The following is a 19,173-nucleotide window of genomic DNA, read 5'->3' on the forward strand; positions in this document are numbered from 1 at the left end:
CGAAATGGCCCAACGGATGCCTGCGCTTGCCGCGTCCGCGCCCACCGAAACGCACTGCCCCTACTGCGCGCTCCAATGCGGAATGGCGCTCACGGCCGCCAACGGGACAAATACGGTCGAATCGTCGACCGGTGCCGGATTGGTCACCGTGGCGCCCCGTGACTTTCCCACCAACCGGGGCGGCCTGTGCCAGAAGGGGTGGACCTCGGCCAGCGTCCTCACCGCGCCGGGCCGCCTGACCCGACCGCTGCTCCGCCCGCACAGGGCCGCGCCGTTGCGCCCGGTGTCCTGGGACGTCGCCCTGGGACACGTCGCCCACCGCCTCCGCCAGATCCAGGCCGCCCACGGGCGGGACGCCATCGCGGTGTTCGGCGGCGGCGGGCTCACGAACGAGAAGGCCTACGCGCTGGGCAAGTTCGCCAGGGTCGCGCTGGGCACGTCGCAGGTGGACTACAACGGCAGGTTCTGCATGTCCTCGGCAGCGGCGGCCGGGATCCGGGCCTTCGGCCTCGACCGGGGGCTGCCGTTCCCGGTCACCGACCTCGACGGGGCCGACGCCGTCGTGTTGGTCGGAGCGAACGTCGCCGAGACCATGCCCCCGTTCACGCAGCACCTGCGGCGAGCCGTCGACAACGGGGGACTCGTCGTCGTGGACCCCCGGCGCACCGCCACCGCCGAGCAGGCGGCGCTGCACCTGCGCCCCGCTCCCGGCACGGACCTCGCGCTCGCCCTGGGCATGCTGCACGCCGCCGTCGCCGACGGCCACCTCGACCACGCCTACATCACCGAACGCACCACCGGCTTCGACGCGGCGTGGCGCGTCGCCGCGAGGTGGTGGCCGGAAAGGGCGGAGCGCGTCACCGGCGTCGCCGCGGCCGACCAGCGCGCCGCCGTGCGCATCCTGGCGCAGGCCGCCAACGCGTACGTGCTCACCGCCCGTGGCGCGGAACAGCACGCCAGCGGTGTCGACACGGCGTCCGCGTGGATCAACCTCGCGCTCGCGCTCGGCCTGCCCGGCAGAGTCGGCTCGGGCTTCGGCTGCCTGACCGGCCAGGGCAACGGCCAGGGCGGCCGGGAGCACGGGCAGAAGGCCGACCAGCTTCCCGGCTACCGCCGGATCGACGACCCCGAGGCCCGCGCCCACGTCGCGGCGGTGTGGGGCGTCGACCCCGAAAACCTGCCGGGGCCGGGGCGCTCCGCGTACGAGCTGCTCGACTCCCTCGGCACTGACGGTGGCCCCAGGGCGTTGCTGGTGTTCGGCAGCAACCCCGTGGTCTCCGCGCCCCGCGCCGGTCACGTCGCCGAGCGGTTGGCGGCGCTGGACCTCCTCGTCGTGGCCGACGTCGTGCTGTCGGAGACCGCGCGGGCAGCCGACGTGGTGCTGCCCGTGACGCAGTGGGCGGAGGAGGACGGCACCCTGACGAACCTGGAGGGCAGGGTGCTGCTGCGCCGCCGCGCGCTCGACCCTCCGCCCGGCGTCCGCACCGACCTGGACGTCCTGCACGGGTTGGCCGTGCGCCTCGGCCAACCCGCCGACCGCTTCCCGACCGACGCGGAGACGGTGTTCGAGGAGCTGCGCCGCGCCTCGGCCGGCGGCCCCGCCGACTACTCCGGCGTGACGTGGGAGCGGCTGCGCGCCGGGGAACAGCTCCACTGGCCGGTGCCCTCGCCCGGCCATCCCGGCACGCCCCGTCTCTTCCTGGACCGCTTCGCCCACCCCGACGGACGGGCCCGGTTCGCCGCCGTGGACCACCGGGGGCCGGCGGAGCCGCCGGACGCCGAGTACCCGCTGCACGCCACCACCGGGCGCGTGCTCCAGCACTACCAGTCCGGGGCGCAGACGCGTCGGGTCGCGGAGCTGGTCTCGGCGGCGCCGGAGTCGTTCGTCGAGGTCCACCCGGACACCGCCGCGCGCGCCGGGCTCGGCGACGGCGAGCTGGCTCGCGTGGTCTCGCGGCGCGGCAGCGCGGTCGCCAGGGTCCGGCACACGCCCACGATCCGTCAGGACACCGTGTTCCTGCCGTTCCACTTCGGGGACGACCAGCGGGCGAACCTGGTCACCAACCCCGCGCTCGACCCGACCAGCCGGATGCCCGAGTTCAAGGTGTGCGCCGTCCGCCTGGAGCCCCTCGCCGGGGAACCCCGGCGCCGCCGTCCGAGCGACCCGTCCGAGGAGACCGCATGAGCGCCAGCCAGGTCGTCGTGGTGGGCTACGGCATGGCCGGGGCGCGCCTCGCAGAGGAGGTGCGGCGCCGGGACCCCGAGGGCGCGCGCGTGGCGCTCACCGTGATCGGCGCGGAGGACCACCCCGCCTACAACCGGGTCCTGCTCTCCAGCGTCCTGGCCGGCTCGCTCTCCCCGGAGGCGGTGCGGCTGCACGACGACGGGTGGGCGGACCGACAGCGCGTGGATCTGCGCACCGGGACGGCCGTGCGGAGGATCGATGTGGGCTCCCGCAAACTCGAACTCGCCGACGGCGCCGTGCTGGGCTACGACGTGCTCGTGTTGGCGACCGGGAGCCGCGCGTGGGTGCCGCCCACAGACGGCCTGCTCGACGGAACCGGGACTCCGGCTGACGGCGTCGCCGTGTTCCGCACGCTCGACGACTGCCGGCGCATCCTGACGCGCGCCAGGGCGGGCGCGCCCGTGGCGGTGCTCGGTGGCGGCCTGCTCGGGCTGGAGGCGGCCAGGGGGCTGGCCGGGCGCGGCCACCCGGTGACGGTCATCCACCCCGTGGGCCACCTCATGGAACGCCAGCTCGACGCGGGCTGCGGGCGGGTCCTCGCGCGCACCCTCGCGCGGCTCGGGATCGCGGTGCGGCTCAACGTCACGGCCCAGCGGTACGCGCCGGGCCGCGGGCTGGTGCTCTCGGACGGCGGCGAGCTGCCCGCGGAGCTGGTCGTGGTGTCGGCGGGAGTGCGGGCCGAGACCGGACTGGCCACCGCGGCGGGGCTGGCGGTGGACCGCGGCGTGCTCGTGGACGACGAGCTGCGCACCTCGGACCCGCAGGTGCGCGCGATCGGCGACTGCGCCCAGCACGCGGGCACCGTCGGCGGGCTCGTGCAGCCAGCGTGGGACCAGGCCGCCGTGCTGGCCGACCTGCTCACCGGGGCCGACCCCGCCGCGCGCTACCGGGGCACACCGGTCGTGACCCGGCTCAAGGCCAGGGACGTCGACCTGGCGGCGCTCGGCGAGGTGCACGTCGACGTCGACGAGCCGGACGCCGAGGTGCTGTGCCTCCAGGACCCGGCCCGGGGCCGGTACGCCAAGCTCGTGCTGCGGGACGAGCGGGTCGCCGGCGCGATCGTGCTGGGCGCCCCGGACGCGGCGGCCACGATCACCCAGCTCTACGACGCCGGGACGCCGGCGCCGTCCGACCGGTTGGCGTTGCTGCTCGGCAGGGCGCTGCCGTCCGGAGCGCCCACGTCGCCGGCGGACCTGCCCGCCTCGGCGGTGGTCTGTCGGTGCAACACGGTCAGCAAGGGCCAGTTGATGACCGCGTGGCGCGCGGGGGCGCGGGGCGCGTCCGGGTTGGCCGCGGCGACCAGGGCGAGCACCGGGTGCGGCGGCTGCGCGGAGTCCCTCCAGGGCATCGCGGACTGGCTCGCGCGCGTCGACCCGGACGAGGAGCCCGCGGTGCCGCGTCCGGCCGTCTCCTGACCTCGCTTTCCCGGCGTCCCCGGTGGTGTCGCGCCTGTGCTCGCACATCACCGGGGACGGCGGCGCGCGTCGGGAGGGCGGGTCCGTCGCTCCGGAACGGCGGCCCACACCAGAAAGGCGGCCCGCATTGACAAGGCGGCCCGCATTGACAAGGTGGCGCGCACTGAATGGCGGCTCGCACCCAAGGATGGTTCGCGCGGGACAGGCAGGTCGCTTCGGGAAGGCGATCCGGCCTCGCGCGCCTCGTCCCCGTCGGCTCGCTCCTGCTCCTCCACCTCACCGGGGCGCGGCCACCGGGTGAGCAGGAGTTCCCTTCGCCGTCACGCGCTGGCACGTCCGGGTAACGCGCGCTTCCTACCGTCGCCGCAACGCGACACCGGGAGGTCAGCGATGAGCAGCACGGTCGAGATCGACGCCCCGCCGCCCGTTGCGCCCCACCCGCCTCGACGCGGGCGCTGGATCGAGCACTGGGAACCGGAGGACCCGGAGTTCTGGCGGCGCACGGGCCGCCGCGTCGCCCACCGCAACCTCGCGCTGTCGGTGCTGACCGAACACCTGGGCTTCAACGTGTGGATTCTCTGGAGCGTCGTGGTGGTGAGCCTGCGGCCCGCCGGGTTCGACTTCACCGCCGACCAACTCTTCTGGCTGATCGCGGCGCCCAACCTGGTGGGCGCCGTCCTCCGCGTCCCCTACACGTTCGCGGTCCCCCGGTTCGGCGGTCGACTGTGGACAGTCATCAGCGCCTCGCTGCTGGTGGTGCCCTGCCTGCTGCTGGTCGTCGCCGTGCGGGACCAGAGCACCCCGTACTGGTTCTTCCTGCTCGCCGCGGCGACCGCCGGCGTGGGCGGCGGCACCTTCTCGTCGTCGATGGCCAACATCTCCTTCTTCTTCCCCGAGCGGAGGAAGGGGTTCGCGCTCGGCCTCAACGCGGCGGGCGGCAACATCGGGGTGGCCGTCACCCAGCTCGCCGTGCCGGTCGTGATCTCCCTCGGCGGCGGGACCCACCTCGCCCTGGCCGGACTGCTGTGGCTCCCATTCGTCGTCGCGGCCGCCGTGTGCGCGTGGTTCCGGATGGACAGCCTCACCGAGGCCAGGGCGGACACCCGGTCGTACGGCGTCGCCCTGCGCGACCGGCACACCTGGGTCGTGTCGTTCCTCTACGTCGGCACGTTCGGCTCGTTCATCGGCTACTCGTTCGTGCTGCCGCTGCTCGTCAGGAGCACGTTCCCCGAACTGGACTCGGTGCCGGCGCTGGTCCGCCTCGGTTACCTCGCCTTCGCCGGCGCGTTGGTCGGGTCGGTGGCCCGTCCGCTCGGCGGGTGGCTGGCCGACCGGTTCGGCGGTGGTCGCGTCACCCTGCTCACCTTCGTGGGCATGGCCGTCGGCGCCGTGGGCGTCGTGGTGAGCCTGGGCGCGCACCACTTCCCGCTGTTCCTCGGGTCGTTCGTGTGGTTGTTCGTCATGTCCGGGGCCGGCAACGGCGCGACCTATCGCATGATCCCGGCCATCTTCGGCGCACGCGCACGCCGGCGCGCGACCGAGCGGGGCACACCGGTCGACGAGGAGCTGCGGGCGGCCAAGCGCCAGTCGGCCGCCGTGATCGGCGTCGCCGGCGCGGTCGGCGCGCTCGGTGGGTTCCTCGTCAACCAGGTGTTCAGGGTCGCGCACGTGAACCTGGGGTCGGTCGTACCCGCCGTGTGGGTGTTCTTCGCCGTCTACCTGCTGGGCGCGGGCGTCACCTGGTGGTTCTACCTGCGGCGACGGCTGTGGGTGGCCAGGGCGCCGAGCCTCGCGCACGCCGGGGTCTGAGCGCACAAGTGATCTTCGGGGTGGGTGCGGAACTCGTAACACCGCTGTCACAGCGAGGAGAAGGCGGCGACACGACGCCCTCGGATAGTGGCGGCAACGAAGGAGGAGCGGATGACACGCACTCTTGTCGTCGTGGGCCACGGCATGGTGGGCCACCGCCTGGTGCGGGCGCTGCGGGACCGCGACCGCGCGGGCGCCTGGCGGATCGTGGTGCTCGCGGAGGAGCCCAGGGCGGCTTACGACCGGGTCGGGCTGTCCTCCTACGCCGACTCGTGGGACGCCGCCCAGCTCGCCCTGGACGGGTGTGAGTACTCGGGGGACGAGGGGGTCGACCTCCGTCTGGGTGACCCGGTGGTCGAGGTCGACCGGGAGAACCGCGTGGTGACCACGGCCGGCGGCGTCCGGCAGCCCTACGACGCGCTCGTGCTGGCGACCGGCTCGCGGCCGTTCGTGCCGCCGGTGCCCGGCCACGATCTCCCGGGGTGTTTCACCTACCGCACGATCGAGGACCTGGACGCGATCCGGGCCGCCGCCGGCGCCGGGGGAGGCGTCGGGGTGGTGGTCGGCGGCGGCCTGCTCGGCCTGGAGGCGGCGAACCTGTTGCGACGCCTCGGCCTGCGCACGCACGTGGTCGAGCTGGCGCCCCGGTTGATGCCGTTGCAGGTGGACGAGGGCGGCGGCGCCGTGCTGCGCCGGTTGGTGGAGCAGCTCGACATCACTGTCCATTGTGGAGTGTCCACGCGGGAGGTCACGGCGAAGGGCGACGGGTTGCGGGTCGCCTTGTCCGACGACACCGAGCTGCCGGCCGGGGTGGTCGTGTTCTCCGCCGGCGTCCGCCCCAGGGACGAGTTGGCCAGGGCGAGCGGCCTCGCGGTGGCGGAACGCGGCGGCGTCCTCGTCGACCTCGCCTGCCGCACCAGCGACCCCGACATCTACGCGGTCGGCGAGGTCGCGGCCGTGGAGGGCCGCTGCTACGGCCTGGTGGGACCGGGATACGCGATGGCCGAGGTGGTCGCGGACCGCCTGGTGGGCGGCACGGCCACCTTTCCCGGGGCGGACACCGCCACCAAGCTCAAGCTCCTCGGCGTGGACGTGGCCAGCTTCGGCGACGCGCACGCCACCAGCGAGGGAGCGCTGGAGGTCGTCCACAACGACCCGGTCTCCGGCTGCTACAAGAAGCTCGTCGTCTCCGACGACGCGGGAACGCTGCTCGGCGGCGTGTTGGTCGGCGACGCCTCGTCCTACGCGACGTTGCGCCCCCTGGTCGGCCGCCCCCTCCCCGCCGACCCCGGTTCGCTCATCGCGCCGGCGGGCGCGGCCGGCTCCGGTGTCGGTGTGGACGCCCTGCCCGCCGACGCGCAGGTCTGCTCCTGCAACGGGGTGACCAAGGGCCGCATCCAGGACGCGATCGTGGTCGACGGCTGCGCGGACGTGCCGGCCATCAAGGCGTGCACCAGGGCGGGCACCGCGTGCGGTTCCTGCGTGCCCATGCTCAAGCAGTTGCTCGCCTCGTGCGGCGTCGAGCAGTCGAAGGCGCTGTGCGAGCACTTCGAGCAGTCCCGCGCCGAGTTGTTCGAGATCGTCAGGGCGACGAGGGTGCGCACGTTCAGCGAACTGGTGGCCCGGCACGGCAGGGGGCGCGGTTGCGACATCTGCAAGCCGGTCGTGGCGTCGATCCTGGCGTCGCTGGGAGCCGGACACGTGCTGGAGGGCGAACAGGCGTCGTTGCAGGACACCAACGACCGGTTCCTGGCGAACATGCAGCGCAACGGGACGTACTCCGTGGTGCCGCGCGTCCCGGGTGGGGAGATCACCCCGGACGGGCTGATCGCCATCGCCGAGGTCGCCCGCGACTTCGGGCTCTACACGAAGATCACCGGCGGGCAGCGCATCGACCTGTTCGGCGCCACCGTCGACCAGCTCCCCCGGATCTGGCGCCGCCTGGTCGACGCCGGCTTCGAGTCGGGGCACGCGTACGGCAAGGCCCTGCGCACAGTGAAGTCCTGCGTCGGCAGCACGTGGTGCCGCTACGGCGTCCAGGACTCCGTGGGGCTGGCGATCGAGCTGGAGCTGCGCTACCGGGGGCTGCGCTCGCCGCACAAGATCAAGGCGGCGGTGTCCGGCTGCGCGCGGGAGTGCGCGGAGGCCAGGAGCAAGGACTTCGGCGTGATCGCCACGGAGGAGGGCTGGAACCTCTACGTCGGCGGCAACGGCGGTTTCCGGCCCCGGCACGCCGACCTGCTGGTGTCCGGGGTGGACAAGGACACCCTGGTCCGGATCATCGACCGGTTCCTCATGTTCTACGTGCGCACCGCCGACCGGCTCCAGCGCACCTCGGCGTGGATCGAGGCGATGGAGGGCGGCCTGGACCACCTGCGGGAGGTCGTCGTCGAGGACCGCCTCGGCATCTGCGCCGAGCTGGAGGAGGCCATGGCCGCGCACGTGGCCGGCTACACCGACGAGTGGCGCGGCGTGCTGGAGGACCCGGAGAAGCTGGCCCGGTTCACGTCCTTCGTCAACGCCCCCGGCGTGCCGGACCCGAGCATCTCGTTCCGGGCCGAGCGGGGCCAGCGCGTCCCCGTGCTGCTGCCCGTCCCGGACGTGTCAGCGAGGACGGAGCCTGCGGAGGTGAGGCGATGACGGCGGCGGTCGACGAGCGGGTGTGGGTCCGGGTCTGCGGCTACGCGGCACTCGAACCGGAGAACGGCGTCGCGGTGTTGCTGCCCGACGGCACCCAGGTCGCGCTCTTCCGAACCAGCGACGACACGGTGCACGCGTTGTCCAACCTGGACCCGTTCAGTGGCGCGATGGTGCTCGCACGAGGCATCGTCGGCGACCGCCACGGCGTGCCGATGGTGGCCTCGCCCATGCACAAGCAGGCGTTCGACCTGCGGACGGGACGGTGCCTCGACGACGACCGGACGGGGGTGCCCACCTACCCGGTCCGGGTCGTCGACGGCGTGGTGGAGGTGGCGGTCGGGTGACCGCCGCCTCGCACACGACAGGCGGGACGGCCACGGACAGGACACCCCTGTCCGGTTACACCGTCGGCGTGACCGCCTCGCGACGCGCTGACGAGCTGGGCGCGCTGCTGGAGCGGCGCGGGGCGACGGTGCTGCACGCGCCCGCCATCCGGATCGTGCCGTTGGCCGACGACGCCGAACTGCTGGCCGCCACCCAGCAGGTGTTGGCCGAACCGGTGGACGCCGTCGTGGTCACCACCGGCATCGGGTTCCGCGGCTGGCTGGAGGCGGCCGAGGGATGGGGCATGGGGCCCGCGTTGTCGCGCCGTCTGGCCTCGACACCGGTGCTCGCGCGGGGACCCAAGGCGCGTGGCGCGGTGCGGGCGGCCGGCCTGGTGGAGTCGTGGTCGCCGGAGTCGGAGTGCTCCGCCGAGGTGCTGTCCCACCTGCTGGCGCGGGGCGTCGCCGGCCGACGGATCGTCGTGCAGCAGCACGGCGAACCCGTGCCGGCTCTGGTCGAGCCGTTGCGGGCGGCCGGGGCGACGGTCGTGGAGGTCCCCGTCTACCGGTGGACGACCCCGGAGGACAGCGCGCCGCTGGATCGGCTCATCGACGCCGCACTCGTCGGCCAGGTCGACGCCCTCACCTTCACCAGCGCGCCCGCCGCGGCGAACCTGTTGCGGCGCGCCGAGATGACCGGGCGAGGAGAGGGCCTGAGAGACGCGTTGCGCGCCAACGTGGTCGCCGCCTGCGTCGGCTCGGTCACGGCGGCGCCCCTGGAGCGCGCTGGTGTGCCCACGGTGTGCCCGGAACGAGCCCGCATCGGCGCGCTCGCGCGCACGGTGGTCGAGGTGTTGGTGTCCCGGGCGGTGCGGCTGCGGGTGGCGGGGCGCGACTTCGAGCTGCGGGGGCACGCGGTGGTGCTGGACGGAGAACTCCGGCCCGTCGCTCCCGCGCCGATGGCGGTCCTGCGGGTGCTGGCCGCCCACGCCGGACACGTGGTGCCGCGCGCGGAACTGCTCGCCGCCCTGCGCGGCAACTCGGGGCGGGACGCGGTGGCCGACGAGCATGCGGTCGAGACGGCGGTGGGCCGGCTGCGCGGCGCGCTCGGCGAACCCCGCCTGGTGCGCACCGTGGTCAAGCGCGGCTACCGGTTGGCCGTCGAAGCGGACGCTTCGTGTGGGCGACCACGTTCTGCCTCGGTGCGGGCGCGCGCGGACTAGACGCGTGGCGCCCGCGAACTCGGCGCGTGGCGACCGGAGAAGACCTCGAAGGGACGGATGGTGGTCGGATGACGCTCGTACTGGTGGCACACGGCTCCCGGGACCCGGTGGGCGGCACGGTGGTGCGGCGGATCGCCGCGAGCCTGCGGGAGCGCCTCGCGGGGGTGTCGGTCCGGGTGGCCTTCGCCGACGTGGCGCGCCCGACGCTGGGTGAGGTGCTCCGGCGGGTGCGTGGCCCGGCGGTGGTCGTTCCGGCCTTCCTCGCGGCGGGCTATCACGTGCGGGTGGACCTGCCCGGGCAGATCGCGGCCAGTGAGCGCCCCGACGCCGTGGTGACCCCGGCGCTGGGGCCGCATCCCGCCCTCGTGGCCGCGGCGGCCGAGCGGCTGCGGGTGGCCGGCCGCCGCCCCGGAGACGCGATCGTGTTGGCGGCGGCCGGCTCCTCCGACCCCCGGGCGCTGGGCGACGTGCGTCGGGCGGCTCTCCTGCTGGAGGCGTGGACCGGGGAGCGCGTGCGCACCGCGTTCATCACCACGTCCCGGCCCCGGGTGGAGGACGTCGTGGCCGAGCTGCGCGCGGAGCACCAGCGGGTGGTGATCTCCTCCTGGCTGCTCGCGCCCGGAGTGTTCCACCGCGCGCTCGTCGGATCGGGCGCCGACGCCGTGGCCGACCCGCTGGGCGCCCATCCTCGGGTGGTGGATCTCGTGGTGCGGCGCTACGTCGACGCGCGCTTCTCCGGCGACCGCGCCGCCTGACGGAGCGGGGCGGGACGGTCGCGCGACGGTCGCGGGGGTCGACTCTCGTATACGAAGCGCGGGCGGTCTGGAGTGGAGGGGGCCGTGGCCATGCTTTTGTTTTTCGTATACGAAAGACGCGGGTGGCTGGAACGGCTGGCTGGAATGGGCGGCAACCGCTGACGGCGAGATCGCCTATCGCATACGAGCCTGGCTACCGGGCGGCAGCCGGCCCCAGGCGGGATCGCTTATCGCATTCGAGATCCCCTGGTCGGTGACGGTGATGGTGATGGTGACGGCCAGGCTCGCCGGATGGGATGTCATACGAAAGACGGGCCGCGAGCCCACCGATCTGGTGATCTCGCGGCCCGTCCGCTCAAGGGGTCCGTGCTGTCTCCTGGCCGGCATCCGGCGATCGGCCGTTGAGCGGCGAGCCGGTTCTTGTCAAGTCGTTGTCCACAGGGAACCGCGGTTCTCCGGCGATGACCTGATTATCGGGTCATGTCGACCTGACTGTCGGGTGATGTCGACCTACTTGATCGCGATCTATCCACAAGCCCCCGATCTATCCACAGGCCCCGGTTTTGCGCTGGGACTTCGCCTCGTGGGCCGATAGGCTGGACGCGGGGCTCGCCCCCCGGGTGGGTGGGGGGCTGTCCTGAGGGCAGGAAAACGACCGGTGGGGGAAGTCCGCGCCCCCAGCGTGGTCGAGGGTGTCAGTCCCAGAGCCCGAGCTGCGGCTCCTCCCGCTGGGGCAGCGCCTCGGCCCACCGGTACCGCCGCATGTCGACCCGCTCCCCGTCGGCGAGCACGCCCTCGGCGCGCAGCCGTTCGAGCTGCTCGTGCGCCAGGTGGGTGGCCACGGAGCCGTCGGAACGCAGCACCCGGTGCCACGGCAGGTCGTGTCCGTCCTCCGCGAGGATCCGGCCGACCAGCCGGGGGGAGGGCGCGCCCGCCAGTTCGGCGACGTCGCCGTAGGCCAACACCCGCCCCGAGGGGATGTCCAACACCACGGCGCGCACCCGTTCCACCAACGCCTCGTCCATGCCCCAGCTTCCCACGGAACCTCAGCCTCCCACGAAGTCGCGGACCAGCTTCGCGACCTCGGCCGGCCGCTCCAGGTAGATCATGTGCCCGCAGTCCAGCGGCTCCACGGCCAACGCGTCCCCCAGCGCGTCCCGGCAGTCGGCGACGAACCCGGGCCGGACGAAGTCCGTCCCCTCGGCGGGCACCAGCAGCGTCCGGGTTCCGGCGGGGGGAACCACGTGGGGGCGGGCGATCTCCGACCACGCGGTCGTGATCGACGCCGAGCAGAACCGCCAGCGCCAGCGCCCGTCCTCGCCGAGGACGAGGTTGTCGTCCAGCTCCTGCTCCACGACCTCCTCGGCCGCCGTGGGCCACAGCCCGGCCTGCTCCCGGCGGGCCTCCGCCCGGTCCTCGTACGCGTCCGGCCGCACCCAGCACTCGGCCTGCTCCAGCGCCACCTGCGGGTCCATGCCGATCGCGGGGTCGAGCAGCACCAGGCCCGCCACCCGCTCGGGCGCCAACCGGGCGAGGTGGAGCGCCACCGCGCCCCCGAAGGAGTGGGCGAGCACCGGCACGCGTCCCAGGTCCAGCGCGTCGAGCACGGCGAGCACGTCCTGGGCGTGCCGCTCCAGCGTCCACGGCGGCACGTGGGGCGAGCGGCCGTGTCCCCGCAGGTCGGGGGCGATCACCCTGAGGTCGGCGAGGTGCTCGGCGACCAGTCTCCGCCACCGCGCCCCGTGGCCGGTGATGCCGTGCAGGGCGATCAGCGGTGGGCCGGCGGGGTCACCCAGTTCGTGGACGTACAGCGAACCTTCGGTCACGCGCGGGTTCTATCACCCGTCGCCGACACGCCCGTCGGCTCGCCACCCCCCCCGGCTCGGACCGGTGCGCGCCGGCCGCTACCGTCACCCGGTCAGGTAATTGACCAGGGGAGACGCGCGGGGCGGGTGGTGCACCCGAATGTCGGAGCGACGTGGTTCCATCGGCGGCGTGCCCCCCGCGACGCCAGCCCCCCTCCTGGTGCGCCGGCCAGCCGCCCCCGGTCACGAGCCGGAGTGGGACGACGCCGGACGCCGGGTCCTGGCGCACGCGCGGGGCTTCCTGCGCGTCCTCGGCGGGCCGGGCACCGGCAAGACCACCCTGCTCGCGCAGGTCGCGGCCGACCGCATCGCCCACAGGGCGGTGGACCCGGAGAACGTGCTGGTCCTCACCGCCAACCGCAGGGCGGCCAACGCCATGCGGGAGCGGATCACCGCGTTGCTCACGGCCGACCAGCCCGACGGCGGCCAGGTGCGCACGGTCCGTCAACCGCTGGTCCGCACGGTCCACTCCTACGCCTTCGGGGTGCTGCGCCTCCAGGCCGCCTCGCACGGCGAACCACCGCCCAAGCTGCTCTCCGGCCCGGAGCAGGACGCCGTCGTGCGGGAACTGCTGCTCGGTGACGTGGAGTCCGGCGCGGACTACTGGCCGGAGCGGCTGCGTCCCGCCCTGACCCTGCCCGGCTTCGCCGAGGAGCTGCGGGACCTGCTGCTGCGCGCCGCCGAACGGGGCCTCGGCCCCGAGGACCTGATCGAGCTCGGCCGACGGCACGACCGGGACGAGTGGGTGGCCGCCGGCCAGTTCTTCCAGACCTACGAGCAGGTCACCCTGCTGCGGGGCGCGGGAGGCCCGCAGGTGACCGCCCCCGCCCTCGACGCGGCCGAGCTGATCGCGTCCGCGTTGCTGGCGCTGGACGTTGACCCGGAGCTGTTGGCCGCCGAGCGCGCCCGGGTCCGGTACCTGCTGGTCGACGACGCCCAGCACCTGGACCCGCAGGCCCACGAGCTGGTGCGGCGACTCGGCGAGGCCGCCACCGAGTTCGTGATGGCCGGCGACCCCGACCAGTCGGTGTTCGGCTTCCGGGGAGCCGACCCCGGCCGTCTCGTCGACGCCGACCCGACCGGCGAGCGCACCGTCGTGCTCACCGTCGACCACCGGATGGCGCCGGCCGTCCGCGCGGCGGTGCGGCGGCTCGCCGCGCGCCTGCCCGGCGCCGGGCCGCAACGCGACCTCGTCGGCCCCGAGGGCGAGTCGGGCGAGCTGGCCGCGCTCGCCGGCCAGGTCCAGGTCCGGCTGCTCGCGTCCGAGGCGCAGGAGGCGAGCTGGGTGGCCGACCAGCTCCGCCGCGCCCACCTCCTCGACGGCGTGCCATGGTCGGAGATGGCCGTGCTGGCCCGCTCGGCGACCAGGAGCCTGCCGGTGCTGCGCCGCGCCCTGCTCGCGGCCGGGGTGCCGGTGACGGTGCCCGCCGACCACGTGCCGCTGGCCCAGCAGGGCGCGGTGTGGCCGTTGCTCACCCTCCTGCGGGTCGCGGCCCGGCCCGAGGAGCTGGACCCCGACACCGCGGCCGCGTTGCTGGTGTCGCCGCTGGGTGGGGCGGACGCCCTGGCCCTGCGGCGGCTGCGCCGGGGGCTGCGTCGCCTCGAACTGGCCGCCGGTGGCGACCGGCCCAGCGGCGAGCTGCTGGTCGAGGCGCTCACCAGCGACGAGCGGCTGACGGCGCTCGACGACGCCGAGGCGGAGCCGGCGCGTCAGCTCGCGACGTTGCTGCGGACGGCGCGCGAGGCGCTCGCCGAGGGCGCCGGCGTCGAGCAGGTGCTCTGGGCGGTGTGGCAGGCCAGCGGCCTCGAACGGCGGTGGGTCGCCCAGTCGGCGCGGGGCGGCACGGCCGGCGCGCAGGCCGACCGCGACCTGGACGCCGTGGTCGCCCTGTTCGACGCCGCGGCCCGCTACGCCGACGCCCTGCCCGGCGCGAGCGTCACCGGTTTCGCCGAGCACCTGTCGGTGCAGCGGATCAGCGGTGACTCCCTCGCGCCCGCCGCGCCGCAGGGCGAGGCCGTCGCGGTGCTCACCGCGCACGCCGCCGCGGGTCGCGAGTGGACGGTCGTCGCCGTGCCGGGGGTGCAGGAGGGGATCTGGCCCGACCTGCGGTCCCGGGGATCCCTGCTCGGTGTGGAACGCCTGGTCGACCTGCTCGCGGGCGTCGCGGTCGACGAGACCGTCTCGACCACCGCGCCGCTGCTGGCCGAGGAGCGCCGGCTGCTCCTCGTCGCCGCCAGCCGCGCCCGCCGCACGCTGCTGGTCAGCGCGGTGCGGGGCGAGGAGGAGCAGCCGTCCCGGTTCCTCGACGAGCTCGACGACACCGCGACCGACCCGGACGCCGCCGTCCGGCCGGTGTTCCGGCCGGAGCGGGGCCTGGTGCTGGCGGAGCTGGTCGGCGAGCTGCGGCGCGCGGTGTGCGACCAGGAGGCCGACCCGGCGCGGCGCCGGCGCGCGGCCCGCCAGCTCGCCCGGCTCGCCGCGGCCGGCGTGCCCGGGGCGCACCCGGACACCTGGTACGGCCTGCCGGACGTGTCCACTGACGCTCCACTGTGGACGGAGGATGTGGTGCGCGTGTCGCCCTCCGCCGTGGAGAAGCTCCTCAAGTGCCCGCTGCGGTGGCTGGTCGAGAAGCACGGGGGCGAGGACGGCGCCGCACTGGCCAGCGTGACCGGCTCCCTCGTGCACGCCCTCACCCAGGCGGTGGCCAGCGGCGCGGACGAGGCCGAGGTGCGGCGCGCGCTGGACGAGGCCTGGGCCGTGGTCGACGCCGGCGCGCCGTGGTTCTCCCGCAGGGAGCGGCAGCGGGTCGAGGCCATGCTCGACACCTTCCGCGGCTGGCTGTCCCGCACCAGGGGCGACCTGACGCAGCTCGCCGTGGAACACGACCTCAGCGTCGACCTTCCGGCCAGGGACGGCGGACCCCGCGTGCGGGTGCGCGGCCGCGTCGACCGGCTGGAGGTCGACCGGCAGGGCCGGCCCGTCGTGGTGGACATCAAGACCGGCAAGACCGCGCTGGGCCCGGCGGAGGCCGAGGAGCACCCGCAGCTCGCGGTCTACCAGCTCGCCGCCGCGCTGGGCGCCTACCGCGCGCTCGGCGTCGACGGCGAGCCCGGCGGCGCGCGGCTGCTCTACGTCGCCAACGCCGACCGGGCCGGGATGGCCAAGGAACGGGTGCAGTCCCCGCTGGACGCCGGGCGGCTGGCGGCCTGGGAGGACGCCGTCCGCGCCGCCGCCGTCGCGAGCACCGGCCCCGAGTTCGACGCGAACGAGAGCACCGACTGCCCCCGGTGCATCGCCCGCACCTGCTGCCCCCTCCAGCCGTCCGGCCGGCAGGTGGGCTCGTGACCGAGATCGTCGAGCACCCGGGGTCCTCCGGGGGCGACGTCCTGCCGCTGGAGGGCGGCTGGGCCGGCCCCGCCCGCGCCGGCGTGCCCGAGCCGGTGGTCAGCCCGCGCGAGCTGGCCGCCGCCCTCGGCCTGCACCCGCCCACGGCCGAGCAGGCGGCCGTGATCGCCGCGCCCGCCGAGCCGGCGCTGGTCGTCGCCGGGGCGGGCGCCGGCAAGACCGAGACCATGGCCGCCAGGGTGGTGTGGTTGGTCGCCAACCGCTACGTCACGCCGGAACGCGTGCTGGGCCTGACCTTCACCAGGAAGGCGGCCCGGCAGCTCGCCGACCGGGTGCGCGCCCGGCTGCGCCGGCTGGCCGGCTCGCCGTTGCTGGACCGGGTCGACCCGAGCGGGGAGCTGCGCGCCCAGGTCCTGGCCGGCGAGCCCACCGTGTTGACCTACCACGCCTACGCCGGCCGGCTGGTCGCCGAGCACGGCCTGCGCCTGCCCGTGGAGCCGGGCGCCCGGCTGCTCAGCGAGACCGCCACCTGGCAGCTCGCCCACCGCGTGGTCAGCACGTGGACGGAGGACCTGGACACCGACCTCGTCCCAGCCACGGTCACCGGGTACGTGCTCGCGCTCGCCGGGGAGATGGCCGAGCACCTGGTCACCCCGGACCGGCTCCGCGAGCACGCGGTGGCGTTCTGCGCGGCCGTGGAGGAGGCGCCCCGGGCGAAGGGTCAGCGCGGCGAGCTGAAGCAGGACCTGCGGAAGGTGCTGGCCACCCAGCGCCTGCGGCTCGCCCTGTTGCCGCTGCTGGAGTCCTACGCGCAGCGGAAGCGCCGCGAGGGCGCGATGGACTTCGCAGACCAGATGGCGCTGGCCGCCCAGCTCGCCGACGAGCACCCGGAGGTGGTGGCCAGCGAACGCGAGCGCTACGGGGCGGTGCTGCTCGACGAGTACCAGGACACCGGGCACGCGCAGCGGGTGTTGCTGCGCGGCTTGTTCGGCCGGGGCCGGCCGATGCCGGTCACGGCCGTGGGCGACCCGGCCCAGGCGATCTACGGCTGGCGGGGGGCGAGCGCGGCGAACCTGCCCCGCTTCGCCACGGACTTCCCCGGCCGACGCGGCGGCGAGCGCGTGCCCGCGACCCGCTACGGCCTGCTGACCAGCTTCCGGAACCCGCCCGAGGTCCTGGTGCTGGCGAACGCGGTCTCCGCGCCGTTGCGCTCCGACGGGGTCGAGGTCGACGAGCTGCGCCCGAGGGACGACGCCGGCCCCGGCGACGTCCGGTGCGCCCTGCTGTCCGACCGCCGGACCGAGCTGGAGTGGATGGCCTCGGCGGTCGCCGCCAGGTGGAAGTCCACTGTGGACGAGACAGGGCGTCCGCCGACCGCGGCCGTGCTGGTGCGGCGACGCCAGGACATGGCGGACGTGGCCGCCGCCCTGCGCGAGCACGGGCTGCCGGTCGAGGTCGTCGGCCTGGGCGGCCTGCTCGACGAGCCGGAGGTCCGGGACCTGGTGAGCGCCCTGCGCATGCTGGTCGACCCGCTCGCCGGCAGCGCGGCGGTCCGGCTCCTCACCGGCTCCCGCTGGCGGCTGGGCGCCGCCGACCTCGCGGCGCTGTGGGCGCGGGCCGGCGAGCTGGCCGGCGGCTCCCGCCCTGGACAGTCCGATGTGGACGATCCACTGGTGGCGCTGACCGAGGCGGTCCCCGGGGAGCACGCCGAGCGCGCCGGCCTGGTGGACGCGCTGGACGACCCCGGGCCGGCCGAGCGGTACTCGGCGGAGGGCCACCGCCGGATCCGCCGGCTGGGGCGCGAGCTGGCCGCGCTGCGGCGCCGGCTGGACCAGCCGTTGCCCGAGCTGGTCGCCGACGTCGAACGCAGCCTGCTGCTCGACATCGAGGCCCTGTCCCGCCCCGGTGGCGTCGGCCGCGCCCAGCTCGACGCGTTCGCCGACGTCGTCGCCGAGTACACCGCCGCCAGCCCGGCCGCGACCCTCCCCGCGTTCCTGGACTACCTCGCCACGGCCGAACAGGCCGAGGACGGCCTGGAGCCCGGCGAGGTCGAGGTCGCCGAGGACCGCGTCCAGGTCCTCACCGTCCACGCCGCCAAGGGGCTGGAGTGGGAGGTGGTCGCGGTCCCGAACCTGGTCGCCGGGGTCTTCCCCGGCACGAAGAAGGAGTCGAGCTGGCTGCGCACCGTCGCGCAGCTCCCCGCCGAGTTGCGGGGCGACGCCAGCGACCTGCCCACCCTGCGACTGGAGGAGTGCGCCAACCGCAAGGAGATCGAGGAGGCGTTCGTCCGGCACGAGAAGGCGTTCGACGAGCGGCGGCTGCTCGAGGAGCGCCGCCTGCTCTACGTGGCGCTCACCCGCGCCGAACGGGCGCTGCTGGTCTCCGGGCACTGGTGGGGGCCGAAGGGTCGGCGCGGTCCCTCCGGTTTCCTCAAGGAGATCCACGAGGTGCTCACGACGACGCCCGGCGTGGGCGTGGTCGAGCACTGGGCGGACGAGCCCGCCGACGACGAGCAGAACCCGCTCACCGAACAGGTCCGCTCCGTGCGGTGGCCCGTCGACCCGCTCGGTCCGCGCCGCGCCGCCGTCGCCGAGGGCGCGGAACTGGTCCGCGCCGCCCTTGCTCAGTCCACAGTGGACGACGAGGCGTTGTTCACCGTGGACGAGCTGGACGGAGCCGGCGCCGGCGACCCGGGCGAGGACGACCCCGAGGGCTGGGCGCGGGACGTCACCGTGCTGCTGGAGGAGCGCCGCGCCGCCGCCGACCGGCGCGAGCAGGTCACGCTGCCCGCGCAGCTCTCGGTCAGCCAGCTCGTGGAGCTGGCGGCCGACCCCGACGCCCTCGCCCGCCGACTGCGGCGACCCCTGCCGTTCCCGCCGAACCCCTTCGCCCGCCGGGGCACCGCCTTCCACACCTGGCTCGAACAACGCTTCTCGGCCAGCCGGCTGCTCGACCTCGACGAACTGCCAGGAGCGGCCGACGCGGACACCGCGCCCGACGAGCACCTGGCGGCGTTGCAGGAGGCGTTCCTCGCCAGCCAGTGGGCCGAGCGCACCCCGCACGACGTGGAGGTGGCGTTCGAGACCGAGATCGACGGCATCGCCGTGCGCGGCCGGATGGACGCGGTCTTCGCCGACCCGGACGGCGGGTGGACCGTGGTGGACTGGAAGACCGGCGCGCTCCCCGACGAGACGCGGTTGCCCGCCGTCTCCGTGCAGCTCGCGGCCTACCGCCTCGCCTGGTCGGCGTTGTCCGGGGCGCCGCTGGACCGGGTGAGGGCCGCGTTCCACTACGTGCGGCACGACCGCACCCTGCGCCCCGCCGACCTGCTCGACGCCGACGGGCTGCGCGCGCTCCTGCGTTCCGTTCCCCGGAACTGACGACCGGCGGGCAGCCGGCCCGCCGCGGCGCCGTGGATTTCCCTTCTGGGAAGGGAAACGGGGGCGCACCCCGCTCCCCGCCGCCTCCCGGCGCGGCGACGGAGGGGGGCGGAACCCGACGGACCAGCCGATCGCGACCCGCTGAGCAGCCGGTTTGCCGCCGCGCCCCGGA

General features: G+C 75.0%; 11 protein-coding genes. 9 read left to right on the plus strand and 2 right to left on the minus strand.

The window, feature by feature from the left end; translation table 11 throughout:
- The first annotated feature begins 16 nt into the window (after positions 1-16).
- The 7 genes from LX15_RS16575 (at position 17) to LX15_RS16605 (ending at position 10,410) form a co-directional block, all read left to right on the plus strand.
- Positions 17-2,185 carry a molybdopterin oxidoreductase family protein gene (locus tag LX15_RS16575; RefSeq protein ID WP_253670497.1) on the plus strand — a complete coding sequence of 723 codons (2,169 nt, stop codon included), beginning with the start codon at positions 17-19 and terminating at the stop codon, positions 2,183-2,185.
- Positions 2,182-3,660, plus strand: a complete 1,479-nt coding sequence (locus LX15_RS16580) for an FAD-dependent oxidoreductase (protein ID WP_253670498.1) — start codon at positions 2,182-2,184, stop codon at positions 3,658-3,660. The genes LX15_RS16575 and LX15_RS16580 overlap by 4 nt, the downstream gene beginning before the upstream one ends.
- 390 nt (positions 3,661-4,050) lie before the next feature.
- On the plus strand, positions 4,051-5,469 hold the full coding sequence (locus tag LX15_RS16585; RefSeq protein ID WP_253670499.1) for an MFS transporter: 1,419 nt from the start codon (positions 4,051-4,053) through the stop codon (positions 5,467-5,469).
- Positions 5,470-5,580: 111 nt separating this feature from the next.
- Complete coding sequence (gene nirB, locus LX15_RS16590) at positions 5,581-8,109, plus strand: nitrite reductase large subunit NirB (protein WP_253670500.1); 2,529 nt, start codon at positions 5,581-5,583, stop codon at positions 8,107-8,109.
- Entirely contained in the window at positions 8,106-8,453 is a 348-nt protein-coding gene (gene nirD / locus LX15_RS16595) for a nitrite reductase small subunit NirD (RefSeq protein ID WP_253670501.1), read from the plus strand. Before nirB ends, nirD begins: the two co-directional genes overlap by 4 nt.
- On the plus strand, positions 8,450-9,655 hold the full coding sequence (locus LX15_RS16600) for a uroporphyrinogen-III synthase (RefSeq protein WP_308213476.1): 1,206 nt from the start codon (positions 8,450-8,452) through the stop codon (positions 9,653-9,655). Before nirD ends, LX15_RS16600 begins: the two co-directional genes overlap by 4 nt.
- Positions 9,656-9,723: 68 nt before the next feature.
- Entirely contained in the window at positions 9,724-10,410 is a 687-nt protein-coding gene (locus tag LX15_RS16605; RefSeq protein WP_253670503.1) for a sirohydrochlorin chelatase, read from the plus strand.
- A 695-nt stretch (positions 10,411-11,105) separates the two neighbouring features.
- Here LX15_RS16605 and LX15_RS16610 read toward each other — a convergent pair.
- Together LX15_RS16610 and LX15_RS16615 are read right to left on the minus strand one after the other, a co-directional pair.
- Positions 11,106-11,435: an MGMT family protein gene (locus LX15_RS16610; protein ID WP_253670550.1), complete on the minus strand. Its 330-nt coding sequence runs from the start codon at positions 11,433-11,435 to the stop codon at positions 11,106-11,108.
- A gap of 21 nt (positions 11,436-11,456) precedes the next feature.
- Positions 11,457-12,236, minus strand: a complete 780-nt coding sequence (locus LX15_RS16615; protein WP_253670504.1) for an alpha/beta fold hydrolase — start codon at positions 12,234-12,236, stop codon at positions 11,457-11,459.
- Between the two features lie 139 nt (positions 12,237-12,375).
- Between LX15_RS16615 and LX15_RS16620 the strand changes: the two genes are divergently transcribed.
- Both LX15_RS16620 and LX15_RS16625 read left to right on the plus strand, forming a co-directional pair.
- Entirely contained in the window at positions 12,376-15,621 is a 3,246-nt protein-coding gene (locus LX15_RS16620; RefSeq protein WP_253670505.1) for an ATP-dependent helicase, read from the plus strand.
- Positions 15,622-15,716: 95 nt separating this feature from the next.
- Positions 15,717-19,001, plus strand: a complete 3,285-nt coding sequence (locus LX15_RS16625; RefSeq protein ID WP_253670551.1) for an ATP-dependent helicase — start codon at positions 15,717-15,719, stop codon at positions 18,999-19,001.
- Positions 19,002-19,173: the final 172 nt, after the last annotated feature.

This window comes from Streptoalloteichus tenebrarius, from assembly GCF_024171885.1.
GTDB classification, from domain to species: Bacteria; Actinomycetota; Actinomycetes; order Mycobacteriales; family Pseudonocardiaceae; genus Streptoalloteichus; species Streptoalloteichus tenebrarius.